Here is a 15,563-nt window from a genome sequence, read left to right on the forward strand (position 1 = left end):
GACTCAGTCCTCTCGCGTCGTGACGCGCAGCGGGCCGTGCTCGCGCGCGTGCTCCCGGAGCCGCTCGGTCCCGCGGGACAGCTGGCTCTTCACCGTTCCCTCCGAGCAACCCATCCGCTCGGCGATGCCGCGCACGTCCAGGTCCTCGACGTACCGCAGCGCCAGCGCGGTGCGCTGCCGCGGTGAGACGGTCCCGAGCGCCTCGACCAGCCAGCCGTCGAGCTCCCCGACGACCTCGACCGGTGCCGCCTCGGGCGGCGTCCCGAGGAGCGGCAGCTCCCGCCGCAGGCGGCGGATCCGGTCGATGTTCAGGCGCACCATCACGGTGCGGGCGTACGCCGCCGGCGCGTCGAACCGGGTTCGGCCCCACCGCTCCCCGAGCCGCGCGAGGGTCTCCTGGGTCAGGTCCCACGCGTCGTGCGGGTCGGCCGTCAGCGCGTGCGCCAGCCCCAGCAGCGACCGCGTGTGGGCCGCCGCGAAGTCCCTGAAGTCGTCGTCCACGCTCTGCCTCCGAGTGCGTCGTCCTGCCTCTCACCTACTCTCTCTTGACGGGAGCGCCCACCGGTTCGTTGAGGGCCGACGGGAATGCGTTCTGCGCGGCACGCGCTACCGTGTTCGGCCGTACGCCCTAAATGCAGGAGAGAGACAGAGGTCCAGTGGCCCACAAGTTGGTGATCGTCGAGTCCCCGGCGAAGGCCCGCACGATCGGCGGGTACCTCGGCCAGGGGTACGTCGTCGAGTCCTCCATCGGTCACATCCGCGACCTGCCGCAGTCCGCGGCGGACACCCCGGCCAAGATCAAGGACAAGCCGTGGGGCCGGCTCGCGGTCGACGTCGACAACGGCTTCGAGCCCTACTACGTCGTGCCGCGCGACAAGAAGTCGCACATCTCCAAGCTCAAGACCCTGCTGAAGGACGCCGACGAGCTCTACCTCGCCACCGATGAGGACCGCGAGGGAGAGGCCATCGCGTGGCACCTCCTCGACGAGCTGAAGCCGAAGAACATCCCGGTCAAGCGGATGGTCTTCCACGAGATCACCAAGCCCGCGATCCTCGCGGCGGCGGAGAACCCGCGCGAGCTGGCGATGGACCTCGTCGAGGCCCAGGAGACCCGCCGGATCCTCGACCGCCTCTACGGCTACGAGGTCAGCCCGGTCCTCTGGAAGAAGGTCATGTCCGGCCTGTCCGCGGGTCGCGTGCAGTCGGTGGCGACCCGCCTGGTCGTCGACCGCGAGCGCGAGCGGATGGCCTTCCGGGTCGCGTCCTACTGGGACCTCGAGGCCACCTTCGACGCCGGCGCGTCCAAGGAGCCCCGGATGTTCCCGGGCAAGCTCCACTCGATCGACGGCGCCCGCGTCGCCGGCGGCTCCGACTTCGGCGCGGACGGCCTGCTCAAGTCCAAGAAGGACGAGCGCGTCCACCTCGACCGCGCCGCGGCCGAGGTCCTGGTCAGCGCGCTCGCCGACACGACGTACGACGTCCGCTCGGTGGAGGCGAAGCCCTACCGGCGCTCGCCGTACGCCCCCTTCCGCACCACCACCCTCCAGCAGGAGGCGAGCCGCAAGCTCGGCATGAGCGCTTCGGTGACCATGTCGGTCGCCCAGCGTCTCTACGAGAACGGCTTCATCACCTACATGCGTACCGACTCCACGACGCTGTCCGGCGGCGCCGTCGAGGCTGCCCGGTCGCAGGTGCGCGAGCTGTACGGCGCGGAGTACCTCCCTGACGCGCCGCGCACCTACACGAGCAAGGTCAAGAACGCCCAGGAGGCGCACGAGGCGATCCGGCCCGCCGGCGACTCGTTCCGCACCCCCGCGCAGACCGGTCTCACGGGCGAGCAGTTCCGCCTCTACGAGCTGATCTGGATGCGCACCGTCGCATCCCAGATGCGCGACGCCGTCGGCCAGTCGGTCTCGGTGCGCATCGGCGGCGCCGCCTCCGACGGCCGTGACGTGGTCTTCTCCGCGTCCGGTCGGGTCATCACCTTCCACGGCTTCCTCAAGGCGTACGTCGAGGGCACCGACGGCGGCAAGCGCAGCGACGACGACCAGGTCCCGCTGCCCGACCTCCACGAGGGCGACGCCGTCTCGGCCGCCTCGCTGGCCGCCAACGGCCACGAGACCAAGCCGCCGGCGCGCTACACCGAGGCCACGCTGATCAAGGAGCTCGAGGACCGCGAGATCGGCCGGCCGTCGACGTACGCCTCGATCATCGGCACGATCCTCAACCGCGGCTACGTCTACAAGAAGGGCACCGCGCTGGTGCCCGCGTGGCTGGCGTTCTCGGTGACGCGGCTGCTGGAGGAGCACTTCCCGCGGCAGATCTCCTACGAGTTCACCGCCAGCATGGAGGACGTGCTCGACGAGATCGCCGCCGGGCGCAAGGACCGGCAGAGCGAGCTCGGCGAGTTCTACTACGGCTCCGGCGACGTGGAGGGGCTCAAGAAGCTCGTCGACGAGCTCGGTGACATCGACGCCCGCGAGCTCGCGACGTTCCCGATCGCGGGGCCCGACTCGGGCATCCACCTGCGGGTGGGCCGCTACGGCCCCTACCTGGAGGGTCCCGACGACGAGGGCACCGCGTTCGCCGTACGCGCGAACGTGCCCGACGACCTGCCGCCCGACGAGCTGACGCTGGAGAAGGCCAAGGAGCTGCTGGCCAACCCGGCCGGCGAGGAGATCGAGCTCGGCATCCACCCCGAGAGCGGCCTGCACGTCGTGGCGAAGAACGGCCGCTTCGGCCCCTACGTCACCGAGGTCCTGCCGGAGGATGCGAAGAAGGGCGAGAAGCCGCGCACCGGCTCGCTCTTCAAGTCGATGTCGCTGGACACGATCACCCTCGACGACGCGCTCAAGCTGCTGTCGCTGCCGCGCGTCGTGGGCGCCGACCCCGAGTCGGGCGAGGAGATCACCGCGCAGAACGGCCGCTACGGCCCCTACCTCAAGAAGGGCACCGACTCCCGGTCGCTGACCTCCGAGGACCAGCTGCTCACCATCGGCCTCGACGAGGCGCTGCGGATCTACGCCCAGCCCAAGCAGCGCGGCCGGGCCGCTGCCGCAGCCCCCCTGAAGGAGCTGGGCAACGACCCGGTCTCGAAGCAGCCGATCGTGGTGAAGGCCGGCCGGTTCGGCGAGTACGTCACCGACGGTGAGTACAACGCCACGCTGCGCAAGGACGACTCGGTCGAGGCGATCACCCTCGAGCGGGCCGCCGAGCTGCTCGCCGAGCGGCGGGCGAAGGGTCCAGCCAAGAAGGCGGCCAAGAAGACGACCAAGAAGGCCGCTGCGAAGAAGACGACGGCCAAGAAGACGACGGCCAAGAAGACCACCAAGAAGGCCGCCGCCAAGAAGTCCTGAGCCGGAGTCCGGGGGAGTTTCATCGGCCGGCCGATGAAACTCACGGCGGGACGACGAATCTCACGGCGGGACGACGAAACTTCCGCCGGCCACCGCCAGAGCCGGACTCAGCCGCCGACGGCCGGCACCGCCCGCTCCTCGCCGGTGAGGAAGAGCTGGGTCAGCTGGTCCTCGGTCCAGGACGGGGACTCGAGGGCGAAGAGGTTGCCGCCGTTGCGGGTCGGCGCCTTCACCCACAGGGCGTGGTTGCCGGTCGCCGGGTCGGTGCCGACGTAGGCCTCCACCTCGGCCGGCGCGCCCTTGACCGGACTCGCGTCGTCGGGCACCGGGGCCGGGCTGAGGTCGGCGTAGAGGTCGTCGGCGACCTCGGTGCCGGCCGCGTGCCGGTAGGTGAAGGTGTAGCCGGCCACGTGGATCTCCGAGGTCACCATCCTCGGCGCGTGGGCGGTCGCCGACGGGGACCCGCCGGCCTCGGGTGCGGCCGGGCTCGGGGCGTCGTCCGTCGAGCCGACGACCACGAGGGCCGCGGCGGTGGCGACGGCGGGCACCGCGAGCCAGCCGGTCGACGGGGTACGGCGTGCCGTGGGCACCTCGCCGGCGTACCGCAGGTCGGCGGAGGAGGAGCGGAAGGCGCTCCCCAGCTGGTGGGTCAGGTCGTCATCGGTCAGCATCGGCGTTCTCCTTCTGGGTGGTGAGCGCGGACCGGAGCCGGTCCAGCGCACGGGATGTCTGTGACTTGACGGTGCCGGTCGTGCACCCGAGCGCCGCCGCGGTCTCGGCGACCGACAGGTCGTCGAAGAACCGCAGCACCAGCACGGCCCGCTGGCCGGACGGCAGCGTCCGGACCACGCGCAGCAGCTCGTCGCGGTCCGCCAGGCCGTCGGACACCGGGATTGGGAGGTCCACCTCGAGGGCGGTCTCCACGGGACGGCGGGACAGCCCGCGCCACCGGTCCTTGGCCAGGTTGACCACGACCCGCCGCGCGTACGCGTCCGGGTCCCGCCGCGCCGCCCGCCACCGCCGCGCGGTGCGCAGCAGCGCGGTCTGGGCGAGGTCCTCGGCGTGGCCGCGGTCCCCGCACAGCAGGTACGCCGTCCGCACCAGCCGGTCCGAGGACGCTCGCACGAACTCCTCGAACTCGCGCTGGTAGCCCCGGGCGATCATGTCCAGCTCCGTCTCGTCACACCCGTCAGAACGCCGGCGGGCACGCCCAGGTTGTCAGGCGTGGGGGAGCCGCGGTGGAAACCGTCGGAGCCGCCCCGTAGGTTCTCCGCGTGAGCAGTGCGCCGGGGAGGTACGCCGAGAGCGGCGTCTTCGTGTGCTTCGAGGGCGGTGAGGGGTCGGGCAAGTCGACCCAGTCCCGCCGGCTCGCGGAGTGGCTGACCGGGGAGGGGTACGTCGCGCTGCTGACCTTCGAGCCCGGCGACACCGGCGTCGGCAAGGAGCTGCGCCGGATCGTGCTGAGCCCGGAGACCGGCGAGCTGTCCGACCGCACCGAGGCGCTGCTCTACGCCGCCGACAAGGCCGAGCACGTCGACACCGTCGTCCAGCCCGCGCTCGACCGGGGCGAGGTCGTGATCACCGACCGCTACGTCGACTCGATGCTCGCCTACCAGGGCGCCGGCCGGGCCCTCGACGTCGGCGAGGTCGAGGAGGTCGCCCGGTGGGCGACCGGCGACCTGCGGCCGCACCTCACCGTGGTGCTCGACCTCGAGCCGTCCGACGGTCTGGGCCGCTTCGACGAGCGCGACCGGATCGAGGGGGAGTCGCTGGACTTCCACCAGCGGGTGCGTGCGGGCTTCCTGCGGATGGCCGACGCCGACCCCGACCACTATCTCGTGCTCGACGCCCGCGACGACGTCGACTCCATCGAGGCCGCGATCCGAGCCGCCGTCGCCCCGCTGCTCGCCCAGGCGGTGCACGGATGAGCGTCTGGGACGACCTGGTCGGCCAGCACCGCGCGATCGAGGCGCTGCAGGCCGCCGCCGACGGCCACGGCATGAGCCACGCGTTCCTCTTCACCGGGCCGCCCGGCTCGGGCCGCTCCAACGCCGCGATCGCCTTCGCGGCCGCGCTCCAGTGCGAGGAGCAGCCCCGCGGGTGCGGCACCTGCAAGGCCTGCCACACCGTGCTCGCCCGCAGCCACGCCGACCTCACCGTCGTCAGCACCCAGGGCCTCTCCATCGGCGTCAACCAGGTGCGCGACCTGGTCCGCCGCTCGGCCCTCGCGCCGGTGGGCCACGGCTGGCAGATCGTCATCGTGGAGGACGCCGACCGGGTCACCGAGCAGGGCATCAACGCGCTGCTCAAGGCGATCGAGGAGCCCGCCGCCCGCACCGTGTGGATGCTCTGCACGCCGACGGTCGAGGACGTCCTGCCCACCATCCGCTCCCGCTGCCGGCTGGTCACCCTGACCACTCCCACGGCCGACGACGTCGCCGCCTTCCTCCGCCGCGCCGACGGGGTGAGCGAGGCGCTCGCGTCGTACGCCGCCCGCGCGAGCCAGGGCCACATCGGCCGGGCGCGGGCGCTCGCGCGCGACGAGGACACCCGCAACCGACGCCGCGAGGTGGTCGCGATCCCGGCGCAGCTGACCTCGCTCGGGGCCTGCATGGGCAAGGCGTCGACCCTCAACGAGGTCACCAAGGCGGAGGCCGACGCGCTGACCACCGAGCTCGACGCGCGCGAGAAGGCCGACCTCGACGCGGCGTTCGGCGTGGTCGAGCGCGGTCGTCGGCCGCGCGAGTACGCTCCCGCGCTCCGCGACCTCGAGAAGGAGCAGAAGTCGCGGGCCAAGCGCCGCCACCTCGACGTGGTCGACCGCGGGCTGATGGACCTCGTGTCGGTCTACCGCGACGCGATCGCGCTCTCGACCGGCGCGCCCGGGATGCTCGTCAACGAGGAGATCCGCACCGACGTCGAGCGGCTCGCCACCACCTCGACGCCGGAGGTGCAGCTGCGCCGGATCTCGGCGATCTTCGAGGCCCGCGAGCAGATGCTGGAGTTCAACGTCCAGCCCGCGCTCGCCCTCGAGTCGATGATGCTCGCACTGGTCGCCCCGGAGGTCCGGGGCCGGTGACGCGCGCGGTCGCCTTCCTGCTGGTGCTGGCCCTCGTCGTCGGCGGTGCCAGCGTGGCGGCGATCGCGATCGTCGGGCACGGCGACGACGGCTCGAGCGCCAGCGCCCCGAGCCCCGAGCCCGGCTCGTCCGAGGCGCCGTCGGCCGATCTCGCGCCGTTCTACGGCCAGCAGCTGTCGTGGGAGTCCTGCCGCGACGGCGACCAGTGCGCGACGCTGACCGTCCCGCTCGACTACCGGCACCCCGACGGCGAGACGATCGACCTCGCCGTGCTCAAGGTGCCGGCCTCGGGCGACCGGATCGGCTCGCTCGTGGTCAACCCGGGCGGGCCCGGGGCGCCCGGCACCGACTACGCCGCGAGCGCCGATGCGGTCTTCCGCGAGCCGCTCCGCCGGGCCTACGACATCGTCGGCTTCGACCCGCGCGGGACCGGTGGCAGCGACCCCGTCGACTGCCTGAGCGACGACGACCTCGACGCCTACGTCGCCGAGGACCCCGACCCCGACACCCCTGCCGAGGTCGACGACTACCTCGGCTGGGCCGACGCGATCGGCGCCGGCTGCGTGGACCTCTCCGGCGACCTGGCCGCGCACGTCTCGACCGTCGAGGCCGCCCGCGACATGGACGTCCTCCGCTCGGCCCTCGGCGAGTCGGCCCTCGACTACTTCGGCGCCTCCTACGGCACCAAGCTCGGCGCGACGTACGCCGACCTCTTCCCCGACCGCGTCGGCCGCTTCGTGCTCGACGGCGCGCTCGACCCCGAGATCTCCGCGCGCGAGCTCAGCCTCGGTCAGGCGAAGGGCTTCGAGACCGAGCTGCGGGAGTACGTCGGCGACTGCGTCGAGCAGGGCGGCTGCTTCCTCGGCGACAGCGTCGATGCCGGCATCGGCCGGATCCAGGACTTCCTCGCCGACGTGGAGGACCAGCCGCTCGACACCGACAGCGGTCGGCAGCTCGCGATCGGCAACGCCGTCTACGGCATCGTGCTGCCGCTCTACAGCCGCGACTCGTGGACCTACCTCACCCAGGCCCTGAAGCAGGCCTTCGACGGCGACGGCACCACCCTGCTGGCCTTCTCCGACATCTACGCCGGGCGCGGCGACTCGGGCTACACCGACAACTCGCTCGAGGCCAACTACGCGATCAACTGCCTCGACGACCCCACGTCCTACACCCCCGACGAGATCGAGGCCGAGCTCCCGGCCTTCGAGCAGGCCGCCCCGACCTTCGGCCCGGTCCTCGCCTGGAGCCTGGCCTCCTGCAGCGGGGTCCAGGTGACGGCGACCGAGAAGGCGCCGAAGGTCGAGGCGAAGGGCGCCGCCCCGATCGTCGTCATCGGCACGACCCGCGACCCGGCCACGCCGTACGACTGGGCGGTCTCGCTGGCGAAGGAGCTGGACTCCGGCGTCCTGGTCAGTCGCGACGGCGACGGCCACACCGGCTACAACTCCGGCAACTCCTGCGTCGACGACGCCGTCGAGTCCTACCTCGTCGACGGCACCGTCCCCCAGGACGGCCTCAGCTGCTGAACCCGCTCCGGACATGCTTCGGGCCCCGGGGAGGGTGCGTTCCCCGGGGCCCGAAGTGTGAGTGGACTAGCTGATCAGCTCGTCCAGGCTGGAGAAGGCGCCGGCGTCGCCCTCGATGACGCGGCTGTGCCGACCGTCGATGCTGACGGGCACGTCGCCCGCGACGGTGATGCGGCGGACCTCGCGGTACTGCGTGTCGAAGTCCGCGACGGCGTAGTGCTGGGTGGCGCGGTTGTCCCAGACCGCGACGTCGCCCTCGGTCCAGGTCCACCGGATGGTGTTCTCGAGCTTGGTGACCCGGTTCTGCAGGAGCTGGAAGAGCGCGTGCGACTCGGCGGTGTTGAGGCCGACGAAGTTCTTCACGAAGTGGCCGAGCACGAGCGAGCGCTCGCCGGTCTCGGGGTGCACGCGCACCACCGGGTGCTCGGTCTTGAAGGCGATCCGGGTGAACTCCTGGCGGCGGAAGACGTTGTCCTTGTCGTAGTTGACCGCGTCGCCCTCCTCCGCGCTCGCGGCGTAGTCGTAGTCGTTGGTGTGCACGGCCCACAGGCCGTCGACGAGCGCCTTGAGGGGCTCGGGCAGCGACTCGTACGCCGTCACCGTGTTGGCCCAGTTGGTGGTGCCGCCGTACGCCGGGATCGCGACGCCGCGCAGCACGCTGATCGCCGGGACGCGGTCGACGAAGGTCACGTCGGTGTGCCAGCTGTTGGCGGCCATGCCCTTGTTGGCGGCCAGCGACAGCACCCGTGCGCTGCCGGTGTTGACGGTCGGGTGCGCCGTGGTGAGGGTGCCGAGCTGCTCGGCGAAGGCGATCTGGCCGTCGTCGTCGAGGTGGTTCTGGCCGCGGAAGAAGATCACCTTGTGCTGGAGGAGCGCGGCGCGGATCGCGGCCACGGTCTCCTCGCCGAGGTCGGGGCCGAGGCGCACGCCGTCGATGCGCGCACCGATGCGTCCGCCGAGCTGCGTGACGGTGGGCTGGCTGGTCTCGCGGTCGAGGCTGATGGTCATGGGGGTCCTTTCTCCGGATCCGACGAAAGGCGTCGGGCTCCGCCACTGTCCGGGCCGCACCGGGCCGGGCCAAGGTTTTCTCTCACGCTGATGCAAACCCCGTGTCGGGGTTTGAGACCTTGGCCCACTTCCGCTATTACTCCCTATAGTCAATCAAGACACTCGACTTTGATCACATGGGGAAAGAGGGAGGAATCCGGGTGCAGCGCTCGCCGATGGTCGTCGTCTCCCGGGGCCGGGTCGCCTCGGCGGCGACCCGCGTCCTGGAGGAGCTGCGCGGCGTCGGCCCCCTCTCCCGCGACGAGCTCGCCCGTGCCACCGGCCTGAGTCCCGCGACCATCGCCCGGGCCGTCACCTCCCTCGTCGGGTCGGGCCTGGTGCGCGAGCGCCGCGACCTGGTGCCCTCGGGCGTCGTCGGGCGGCCGCGCACCCCGGTCGAGGTCGACCCCACGACGTACGCCGTCGTCGGCATCCACCAGGGTGTCCTCGAGACCACGGTCGCGCTCTGCGACCTCGCCGGCCGGGTGATCGCCAGCGAGTCCCGCCCGCACCGGCACGGCGCTCCCGTCGACCTCGACCAGATCGCGCGCCTCGCCGCCGACCTGCTCGCCGACGACCCCAGGCGGGTCCCGCTCGGCGCCGGCTTCGTGGCCCCGTGGCGCGACCTCGGCCTCGACCCGGCCGCGACGGCCGCCGAGCTCCAGGAGGTGCTCGGCCTCGACGTCGTCGCCGCCGACCACATCGCCGCGGTCGCGGCCGCCGAGTACATCCACCGCCGCCACGGCCTCGGCGGCGTCACCACCTATCTCTACGCCCGCAACTCCGCCGGGTTCGTGATGGCCGTCGACCGCGGCATCCAGACCGAGGTGTCCCGGGTCGCGAGCCTCACCCACTTCCCGTCCGGCACCGACAGGGCCTGTCACTGCGGCCACGCCGGCTGCTTCGCGGCGAGCGCCGGTGACCAGGCGACCGCCCAGGAGGCGTACGCCGCCGGCCTGGTCGCCGGGCCGCGGATCGAGGAGGTCTACCTCGCCGCCTCCGGAGGGTCGGAGCAGGCGACCGCGCTGCTGCGCCGCCGCGCGCGGCTGCTCGGCCGGGTCGCGGCCACCGTGCGCGACATGGTCAACCCCGACCGGCTGATCCTGGTCGGCCAGGCGTTCACCGACTACCCGCCCGTGCTCGACGACGTCCTCAGCTCCTTCGCCGAGACCACCCGCCTCCCGGCCCTCACGCCGACCTTCACCCGCTTCGGTGCCGGGATCCAGGCCGTCGCCGCCGGGACCATCGCCCTCGGTCCCGTGTACGACGACCCGCTCGGCGTCGTCCCCCGTCGCGCTCCCGCGGCCGACCGATGTCAGCAGGTCACGGCCCGCCCCGAGCACGTGATCGCCTGACCGGCGCGCGCTCTCCGGACCTCTCCCCGTCTTCCCGAGAAGCACCACCCCCGAAAGGACACGCCCGTGCCCAGACCCCCTGCCCGACCGTCCCTGCTGCGAGCCCTGGTGCTCGCACTGGTCAGCCTGCTCGTCGTCAGCAGCCTCGCCGCCTGCTCCTCCGCGGTGAAGGAGGCCAGCTCCGGCAGCGAGGACTCCGGCCCCACCGACGGCGGGACCCTGCGCATCGGGTCGACCAACGACATCGTCCCGGCGTCGATCTTCACCAACTCCTCCGACGCGGCCAACACGCTGATCGGCGCGGTCTACGACAGCCTCATCGACTACCCGCAGGACAGCCTCGACCCGCAGCCCAGGCTCGCGACGTCGTGGGAGGTCGCCAAGGACGGGCTCTCGATCACCCTCCAGCTGCGCGACGACGTGACGTTCCACTCCGGCCGCGAGTTCACCTCCAAGGACGTCGAGTTCAGCATCAAGACCTGGGCCGACCCGACCTGGACCGTCCAGCTCCAGCGCACCGCCGCGGCGGTCACCGGCTTCGACACCAGTGACCCGCACGCGATCACGCTGAGCTTCGACCACCCGCTCAGCAACATCTTCGACCTGCTCGACATGCTGCCGATCATCGACAGCGAGTCCTTCGACCAGCTCAAGGAGGGCAAGGCGTACGTCGGCACCGGGCCGTTCGTCTTCACGTCCTGGACCCCGAGCTCCAAGCTCGAGTTCACCCGCAACGACGACTACTGGGGCGACGAGCCGCACCTGGACGGCATCGAGGTCGACATCGTCTCCGACCCGCAGGCCCAGGTCTCCCAGCTGCGCTCCGGCCAGCTCGACCTGATCACCGGTGCCTCCAACCGCGACCTGGAGACGCTCGGCAAGGACGACAGCTACACGGTCACCCCGTTCGACGGCTCGGTCCAGCAGATCTACGTCGGCGCCGACCTGGCCAACCCCGACCTTCAGGACGTCAAGCTCCGTCAGGCGATCGCCTACGCGCTGGACCGCCAGCGCATCGTCGACGACGTCTTCCGCGGGCAGGGCACGCCGATCAACCTGCCCTGGCCGGACTACTCGCCGGCGTACGACGCGAAGGCGAACGAGACCTACGCCTACGACCCGGACAAGGCGAAGGAGCTCGTCTCGCAGCTGGGCAGCCACCCGACGATCCCGCTGGCCTACTCCGCGGGCAACGCCAACTACGAGGCGGTCGCCCAGATCGTCCAGTCCGACCTCGAGGCGGTCGGCATCAAGACCGAGCTGCAGCCGGTCGAGAACAGCCAGTTCATCAAGCAGCTCATCGGCGGCACCTTCGGCGGGCTCTGGATCCTCCAGCACGGCTACGCCCACTACACGCCCTCGACCCTCGCGGTGAGCGCCTACCCCTTCAACGCCGACAAGAACGCCTCGCACTTCGTCGACAAGCAGTACAAGGAGGACGCGGACGCCGCCTGGGAGCGGGTCGACGGCAGCGACTCGGGCGCGGTCGAGATCTACCAGCGGCTGAACAAGGACCTGCTCGACAACCTCTTCCTCATCGAGATCGCGCTCCTGCACTTCACGGTCGCCTCGAGCGACCAGGTGCACGACCTCGGCATGTCGAAGCGTGGCGAGCTCGACCTCGACGCGGCGTACCTCTCGAAGTGAGGTGAGGCGACGATGACCCACTACCTGCTCCGCCGGCTGCCATCGGCGCTGGTCGTCCTGGCCGTCGCGTCGTTCGGGATCTTCGCGATGGTGCGGATGGTCCCGGGCGACCCGGTCTCCACCCTGGCCGGCCCGGATGCGACCCCGGAGGCCCGGGCCGCGATCCGGGCCGACCTCGGGCTCGACCAGCCGCTGCTCACGCAGTACGTCCACTGGCTCGGCCAGCTCGCCCACCTCGACCTCGGTACGTCGTACCGGATCGGTGGCCAGGTCAAGGACCTGGTCGCCGACGGGGCGGTCAACACGATCGTGCTGACCCTGACCGCCCTGCTGCTCGCCTCGCTGGCGGCGCTGGTGTGCAGCGTCCTCGCGGTGGTGCTCGACAACCGGTGGGTCAACGCCGCGCTGTCGTTCGGCAACACCCTCGCGATCGCGCTGCCGACCTTCGTGACCGGGCTGGTGCTGATCCTGCTCTTCGCGGTGGTGCTCCCGGTGCTGCCCGCCGGCGGCACCCCGCCGGACGGGTTCATCGCCCGGCCGGACATCGCCGCGCAGTACCTGCTGCTGCCGGCGGTCTGCCTCGCGCTCGGCGCCGGCGCGGCGCTGACCCGTTTCCTCACCGAGGCGCTGCGCACCGAGATGCGCCAGCCCTACGTCACCACGGCCCGCGCGCTGGGCATCTCGCGGCGCCGGATCGTGCTCACCCAGGCGCTGCGCAACGCGCTGCCCTCGGCGGTGACGGTGCTCGGCATCCAGTTCGGCACCCTGCTCGGTGGTGCGGTGCTGGTCGAGGCGATCTTCACCTGGCCCGGCCTGGGCGGCCTCATCGAGGAGGCGATCTCCGGCCGCGACTACCCGCTGGTGCAGGTGCTCCTCCTGCTGTCGGTGACGGTCTTCGTGGTCATCCAGCTGCTCACCGACGTCGTCCACGCCTGGCTCGACCCGCGGATCCGCATCGGAGGTACCGGCTCATGAGCGAGTCCCTGCTAGACGTCGCGGCCCCCGAGGCCAGCGACCCCGACGACCAGTTCGACACCCGCCGCCGGCCCGGCATCTGGACCGCACTGGGTCGCGGCAAGGGCCTGGCCGGACTGATCCTCATCGGCGTGGTGGTCGCGCTCGGTCTGCTCGCGCCGCTGCTCGCGCCGCACAGCCCGACCGAGCAGATCCCCGGCGCAAACCTGGTGGGCCCGTCCGGAGCGCACTGGTTCGGCACCGACGAGGTCAACCGCGACATCCTCAGCCGCACGCTCTACGGCATCCGGACCGACCTGCTGGTGGTCTTCCTCGCCGTCCCGATCGGCGCGGCCATCGGCATCCTGGTCGGCCTGGTCTCGAGCTGGTGGAGCTTCACCGACGTGATCGCCCAGCGGGTCTTCGACCTGGTGCTGGCCTTCCCGACGCTGATCCTCGCCATCGCGCTGACCGCGTTCGTCGGCCCCGGCCTGCGCACGGTCTTCTTCGTGATCGTCGCGGTGGAGCTGCCGGTCTTCGGCCGGCTGACCCGCACCTCGGTGCGCACCGTCCGCGAGATGCCGTACGTCGAGGCCGCCCACGTGATCGGCGCCGGCTCCCTGTGGCAGCTGCGCCGGCACGTGCTGCCCAACTCGCTGGAGCCGCTGCTGGTCCAGCTCGCGGTGTCGATGTCGGTCGCGGTCTTCATCGAGGGCGCGATGAGCTTCCTCGGCCTCGGCGTACGACCGCCGCAGCCGTCGCTCGGCTCGCTGATCCGCGACGGCGTCCGCAACATGTACGACGCGCCGTACTTCGCCGTCGGACCGCTCGCGCTCGTCGTGGCGCTGGTCCTCGGCCTGCTGCTCGTGTCCCAGGCCCTCGCGGAAGCGAGGCGCAGGTGACCTCCCCCCAGACGTCGCAGGAGACCCCGATGTCCACACCGCTCCTCGAGGTCACCGACCTCGCCATCTCCTTCTCCCACCCGCGCCCGGCGGTCCGGTCGGTGAGCGTGACCGTCGACCGGGGCGAGGTCGTCGCCCTGGTCGGCGAGTCCGGCTCCGGCAAGTCGATGACCGCCCGCGCGATCATCGGCCTGCTGCCCGACGGCGCGCGGGCGACCGGGTCGGTCCGGCTCGGCGGCGACGAGCTGCTCGGCCTGGGGGAGAAGGCCTACACCGCCGTCCGCGGCCGCCGCGTGGCGATGGTCTTCCAGGAGCCGCAGACCGCGCTCAACCCGGTGCGCACGATCGGCTGGCAGATCGCCGAGGCGCTCCGCGCGCACGGCGGCGTCCGCGGGAAGGCGGCCCGCGCGCGGGCCGTCGAGCTGCTCACCGAGGTCGAGATCCCCGACCCCGAGGAGCGCCTGGGCTGGTACCCCCACCAGCTGTCCGGCGGCCAGAAGCAGCGCGTCGTGCTCGCGCTGGCGCTGGCCAACGAGCCGGAGCTGCTGCTCGCCGACGAGCCGACCACGGCGCTCGACGTGACCGTGCAGGCCGAGATCCTCGCCCTGCTGCGGCGCATCCGCGACCGCACCGGCACCAGCATCCTGATCATCACCCACAACATGGGGGTGGTCGCGCACCTGGCCGACCGGGTGGTCGTGCTCCGCCAGGGCGACGTGGTCGAGGCGGCCGGGACCCGGGAGCTCTTCGCGCACCCGCAGCACGCCTACACCCGGCAGCTGCTGGCCGCGGTGCCCCGGCTGCCCGAGGCCGACGACGGCGTCCGGGTCCTCGCCGACGCACCCGCGCCGACCGGCGAGGTCGCCGCGCTCGAGTACGACGACGTCAGCGTCCACTACGGCTCGCGGATGCGCGGCCGGGTGCTGCCCGCCGTCGACGGCGTCACGCTGCGCCTCGAGCGCGGCCAGGTGCTCGGCCTGGTCGGCGAGTCCGGCTCCGGCAAGACCACCCTCGGCCGGCTCGCAGCGGGCCTGGTCCCGCTGGCCGGTGGCCGGGTCCGCGTCGGGGGTGAGGACCTCGCCGGTCTTCGCGGCCGCCGCCGCGCGGACCTGCGCCGCCGGCTGGCGTTCGTCCACCAGGACCCCGAGGCGTCGCTCGACCCGCGCTTCTCGATCGGCGAGGCGATCCGCGAGCCGCTCGACGTGCACGGGGTCGGCAGCCGCGCCGCCCGCGACCAGCGGGTGGCCGAGCTGCTCGACGCCGTACGCCTGCCGGCATCGTTCACGAAGCGCCGCCCGCGCGAGCTCTCCGGCGGCCAGCGGCAGCGCGTCGCGCTGGCCCGCGCGCTGACCCTCGACCCGCAGCTGCTCGTCGCGGACGAGCCGACCAGTGCGCTCGACGTGTCGGTGCAGGCCGAGGTGCTGGAGCTCTTCGCGGACCTCCAGCAGCGGCTGGGCTTCGCCTGCGTCTTCATCAGCCACGACCTCGCCGTGGTCAACACGGTCGCCGACCACGTCGCCGTCCTGCGGGCCGGCAAGGTCGTGGAGCACGGCGCGGCGGCGCGGGTCTTCGGCGACCCCGCCCACGAGTACACCCGGCGGCTGCTCGACGCCGTCCCCGTTCCCGACCCGACCGTTCGCGACGCCACCGGTCCCGCGCTGCACGAGCAGCGCGAGCAGATCGCCTGAGGAGAC

The 15,563-nt window shown here is 72.1% G+C and carries 13 protein-coding genes; 9 read left to right on the forward strand and 4 right to left on the reverse strand.

Translation table 11 applies throughout. The features are described 5' to 3' along the window. Nucleotides 1-3: 3 nt before the first annotated feature. Nucleotides 4-501, reverse strand: a complete 498-nt coding sequence (locus tag K8U61_RS13165) for a sigma-70 family RNA polymerase sigma factor (protein ID WP_224123490.1) — start codon at nucleotides 499-501, stop codon at nucleotides 4-6. Between the two features lie 131 nt (nucleotides 502-632). Here K8U61_RS13165 and topA point away from each other — a divergent pair, with 131 nt between their 5' ends. Then, nucleotides 633-3,356 carry a type I DNA topoisomerase gene (topA, locus tag K8U61_RS13170; RefSeq protein WP_263427114.1) on the forward strand — a complete coding sequence of 908 codons (2,724 nt, stop codon included), beginning with the start codon at nucleotides 633-635 and terminating at the stop codon, nucleotides 3,354-3,356. Between the two features lie 107 nt (nucleotides 3,357-3,463). Here topA and K8U61_RS13175 read toward each other — a convergent pair whose 3' ends face one another. Then, nucleotides 3,464-4,027 carry a hypothetical protein gene (locus K8U61_RS13175; protein WP_224123492.1) on the reverse strand — a complete coding sequence of 188 codons (564 nt, stop codon included), beginning with the start codon at nucleotides 4,025-4,027 and terminating at the stop codon, nucleotides 3,464-3,466. Then, nucleotides 4,014-4,520, reverse strand: a complete 507-nt coding sequence (locus K8U61_RS13180; RefSeq protein ID WP_224123493.1) for a SigE family RNA polymerase sigma factor — start codon at nucleotides 4,518-4,520, stop codon at nucleotides 4,014-4,016. The genes K8U61_RS13175 and K8U61_RS13180 overlap by 14 nt, the downstream gene beginning before the upstream one ends. A gap of 110 nt (nucleotides 4,521-4,630) precedes the next feature. On the opposite strand from K8U61_RS13180, the gene tmk reads away from it, so the two are divergent. Genes tmk through K8U61_RS13195 form a run of 3 tightly spaced genes read left to right on the forward strand, consistent with a single transcriptional unit; the run spans nucleotide 4,631 to nucleotide 7,964 of the window. Beyond that, entirely contained in the window at nucleotides 4,631-5,284 is a 654-nt protein-coding gene (gene tmk, locus K8U61_RS13185) for a dTMP kinase (protein ID WP_224123494.1), read from the forward strand. Next, on the forward strand, nucleotides 5,281-6,435 hold the full coding sequence (locus K8U61_RS13190) for a DNA polymerase III subunit delta' (protein WP_224123495.1): 1,155 nt from the start codon (nucleotides 5,281-5,283) through the stop codon (nucleotides 6,433-6,435). The genes tmk and K8U61_RS13190 overlap by 4 nt, the downstream gene beginning before the upstream one ends. Continuing rightward, nucleotides 6,432-7,964, forward strand: coding sequence for an alpha/beta hydrolase (locus tag K8U61_RS13195; RefSeq protein WP_224123496.1), 1,533 nt, complete (start codon nucleotides 6,432-6,434; stop codon nucleotides 7,962-7,964). Before K8U61_RS13190 ends, K8U61_RS13195 begins: the two co-directional genes overlap by 4 nt. A 66-nt stretch (nucleotides 7,965-8,030) precedes the next feature. Here the strand turns inward: K8U61_RS13195 and K8U61_RS13200 are convergent, their stop codons facing one another. Continuing rightward, nucleotides 8,031-8,972, reverse strand: a complete 942-nt coding sequence (locus K8U61_RS13200) for a TauD/TfdA dioxygenase family protein (protein WP_224123497.1) — start codon at nucleotides 8,970-8,972, stop codon at nucleotides 8,031-8,033. Nucleotides 8,973-9,172: 200 nt separating this feature from the next. Between K8U61_RS13200 and K8U61_RS13205 the strand changes: the two genes are divergently transcribed. The 5 genes from K8U61_RS13205 to K8U61_RS13225 all read left to right on the forward strand — a co-directional run bounded on the left by K8U61_RS13205 (nucleotide 9,173) and on the right by K8U61_RS13225 (nucleotide 15,557). Continuing rightward, on the forward strand, nucleotides 9,173-10,366 hold the full coding sequence (locus tag K8U61_RS13205; protein ID WP_224123498.1) for an ROK family transcriptional regulator: 1,194 nt from the start codon (nucleotides 9,173-9,175) through the stop codon (nucleotides 10,364-10,366). A 66-nt stretch (nucleotides 10,367-10,432) separates the two neighbouring features. After that, complete coding sequence (locus tag K8U61_RS13210; RefSeq protein ID WP_224123499.1) at nucleotides 10,433-12,013, forward strand: ABC transporter substrate-binding protein; 1,581 nt, start codon at nucleotides 10,433-10,435, stop codon at nucleotides 12,011-12,013. A gap of 12 nt (nucleotides 12,014-12,025) precedes the next feature. Beyond that, nucleotides 12,026-12,988 (forward strand): ABC transporter permease, encoded by a 963-nt coding sequence (locus tag K8U61_RS13215; protein ID WP_224123500.1) that lies wholly within the window; start codon nucleotides 12,026-12,028, stop codon nucleotides 12,986-12,988. Continuing rightward, nucleotides 12,985-13,869, forward strand: coding sequence for an ABC transporter permease (locus K8U61_RS13220; protein WP_224123501.1), 885 nt, complete (start codon nucleotides 12,985-12,987; stop codon nucleotides 13,867-13,869). The genes K8U61_RS13215 and K8U61_RS13220 overlap by 4 nt, the downstream gene beginning before the upstream one ends. A 29-nt stretch (nucleotides 13,870-13,898) precedes the next feature. After that, nucleotides 13,899-15,557 carry a dipeptide ABC transporter ATP-binding protein gene (locus K8U61_RS13225; protein WP_224123502.1) on the forward strand — a complete coding sequence of 553 codons (1,659 nt, stop codon included), beginning with the start codon at nucleotides 13,899-13,901 and terminating at the stop codon, nucleotides 15,555-15,557. The last annotated feature ends 6 nt before the right edge of the window (nucleotides 15,558-15,563 follow it).

It is taken from the genome of Nocardioides mangrovi, assembly GCF_020073815.1.
Classification (GTDB): Bacteria; Actinomycetota; Actinomycetes; order Propionibacteriales; family Nocardioidaceae; genus Nocardioides; species Nocardioides mangrovi.

Excerpts from the sequence above, each read along its gene's own strand:
- K8U61_RS13215 (WP_224123500.1), top strand. The coding sequence starts at position 12,026 with ATGACCCACTACCTGCTCCGCCGGCTGCCATCGGCGCTGGTCGTCCTG.
- K8U61_RS13200 (WP_224123497.1), bottom strand. The coding sequence starts at position 8,972 with ATGACCATCAGCCTCGACCGCGAGACCAGCCAGCCCACCGTCACGCAG.
- K8U61_RS13175 (WP_224123492.1), bottom strand. The coding sequence starts at position 4,027 with ATGCTGACCGATGACGACCTGACCCACCAGCTGGGGAGCGCCTTCCGC.
- K8U61_RS13180 (WP_224123493.1), bottom strand. The coding sequence starts at position 4,520 with ATGATCGCCCGGGGCTACCAGCGCGAGTTCGAGGAGTTCGTGCGAGCG.
- topA (WP_263427114.1), top strand. The coding sequence starts at position 633 with ATGCAGGAGAGAGACAGAGGTCCAGTGGCCCACAAGTTGGTGATCGTC.
- K8U61_RS13220 (WP_224123501.1), top strand. The coding sequence starts at position 12,985 with ATGAGCGAGTCCCTGCTAGACGTCGCGGCCCCCGAGGCCAGCGACCCC.
- K8U61_RS13225 (WP_224123502.1), top strand. The coding sequence starts at position 13,899 with ATGTCCACACCGCTCCTCGAGGTCACCGACCTCGCCATCTCCTTCTCC.
- K8U61_RS13190 (WP_224123495.1), top strand. The coding sequence starts at position 5,281 with ATGAGCGTCTGGGACGACCTGGTCGGCCAGCACCGCGCGATCGAGGCG.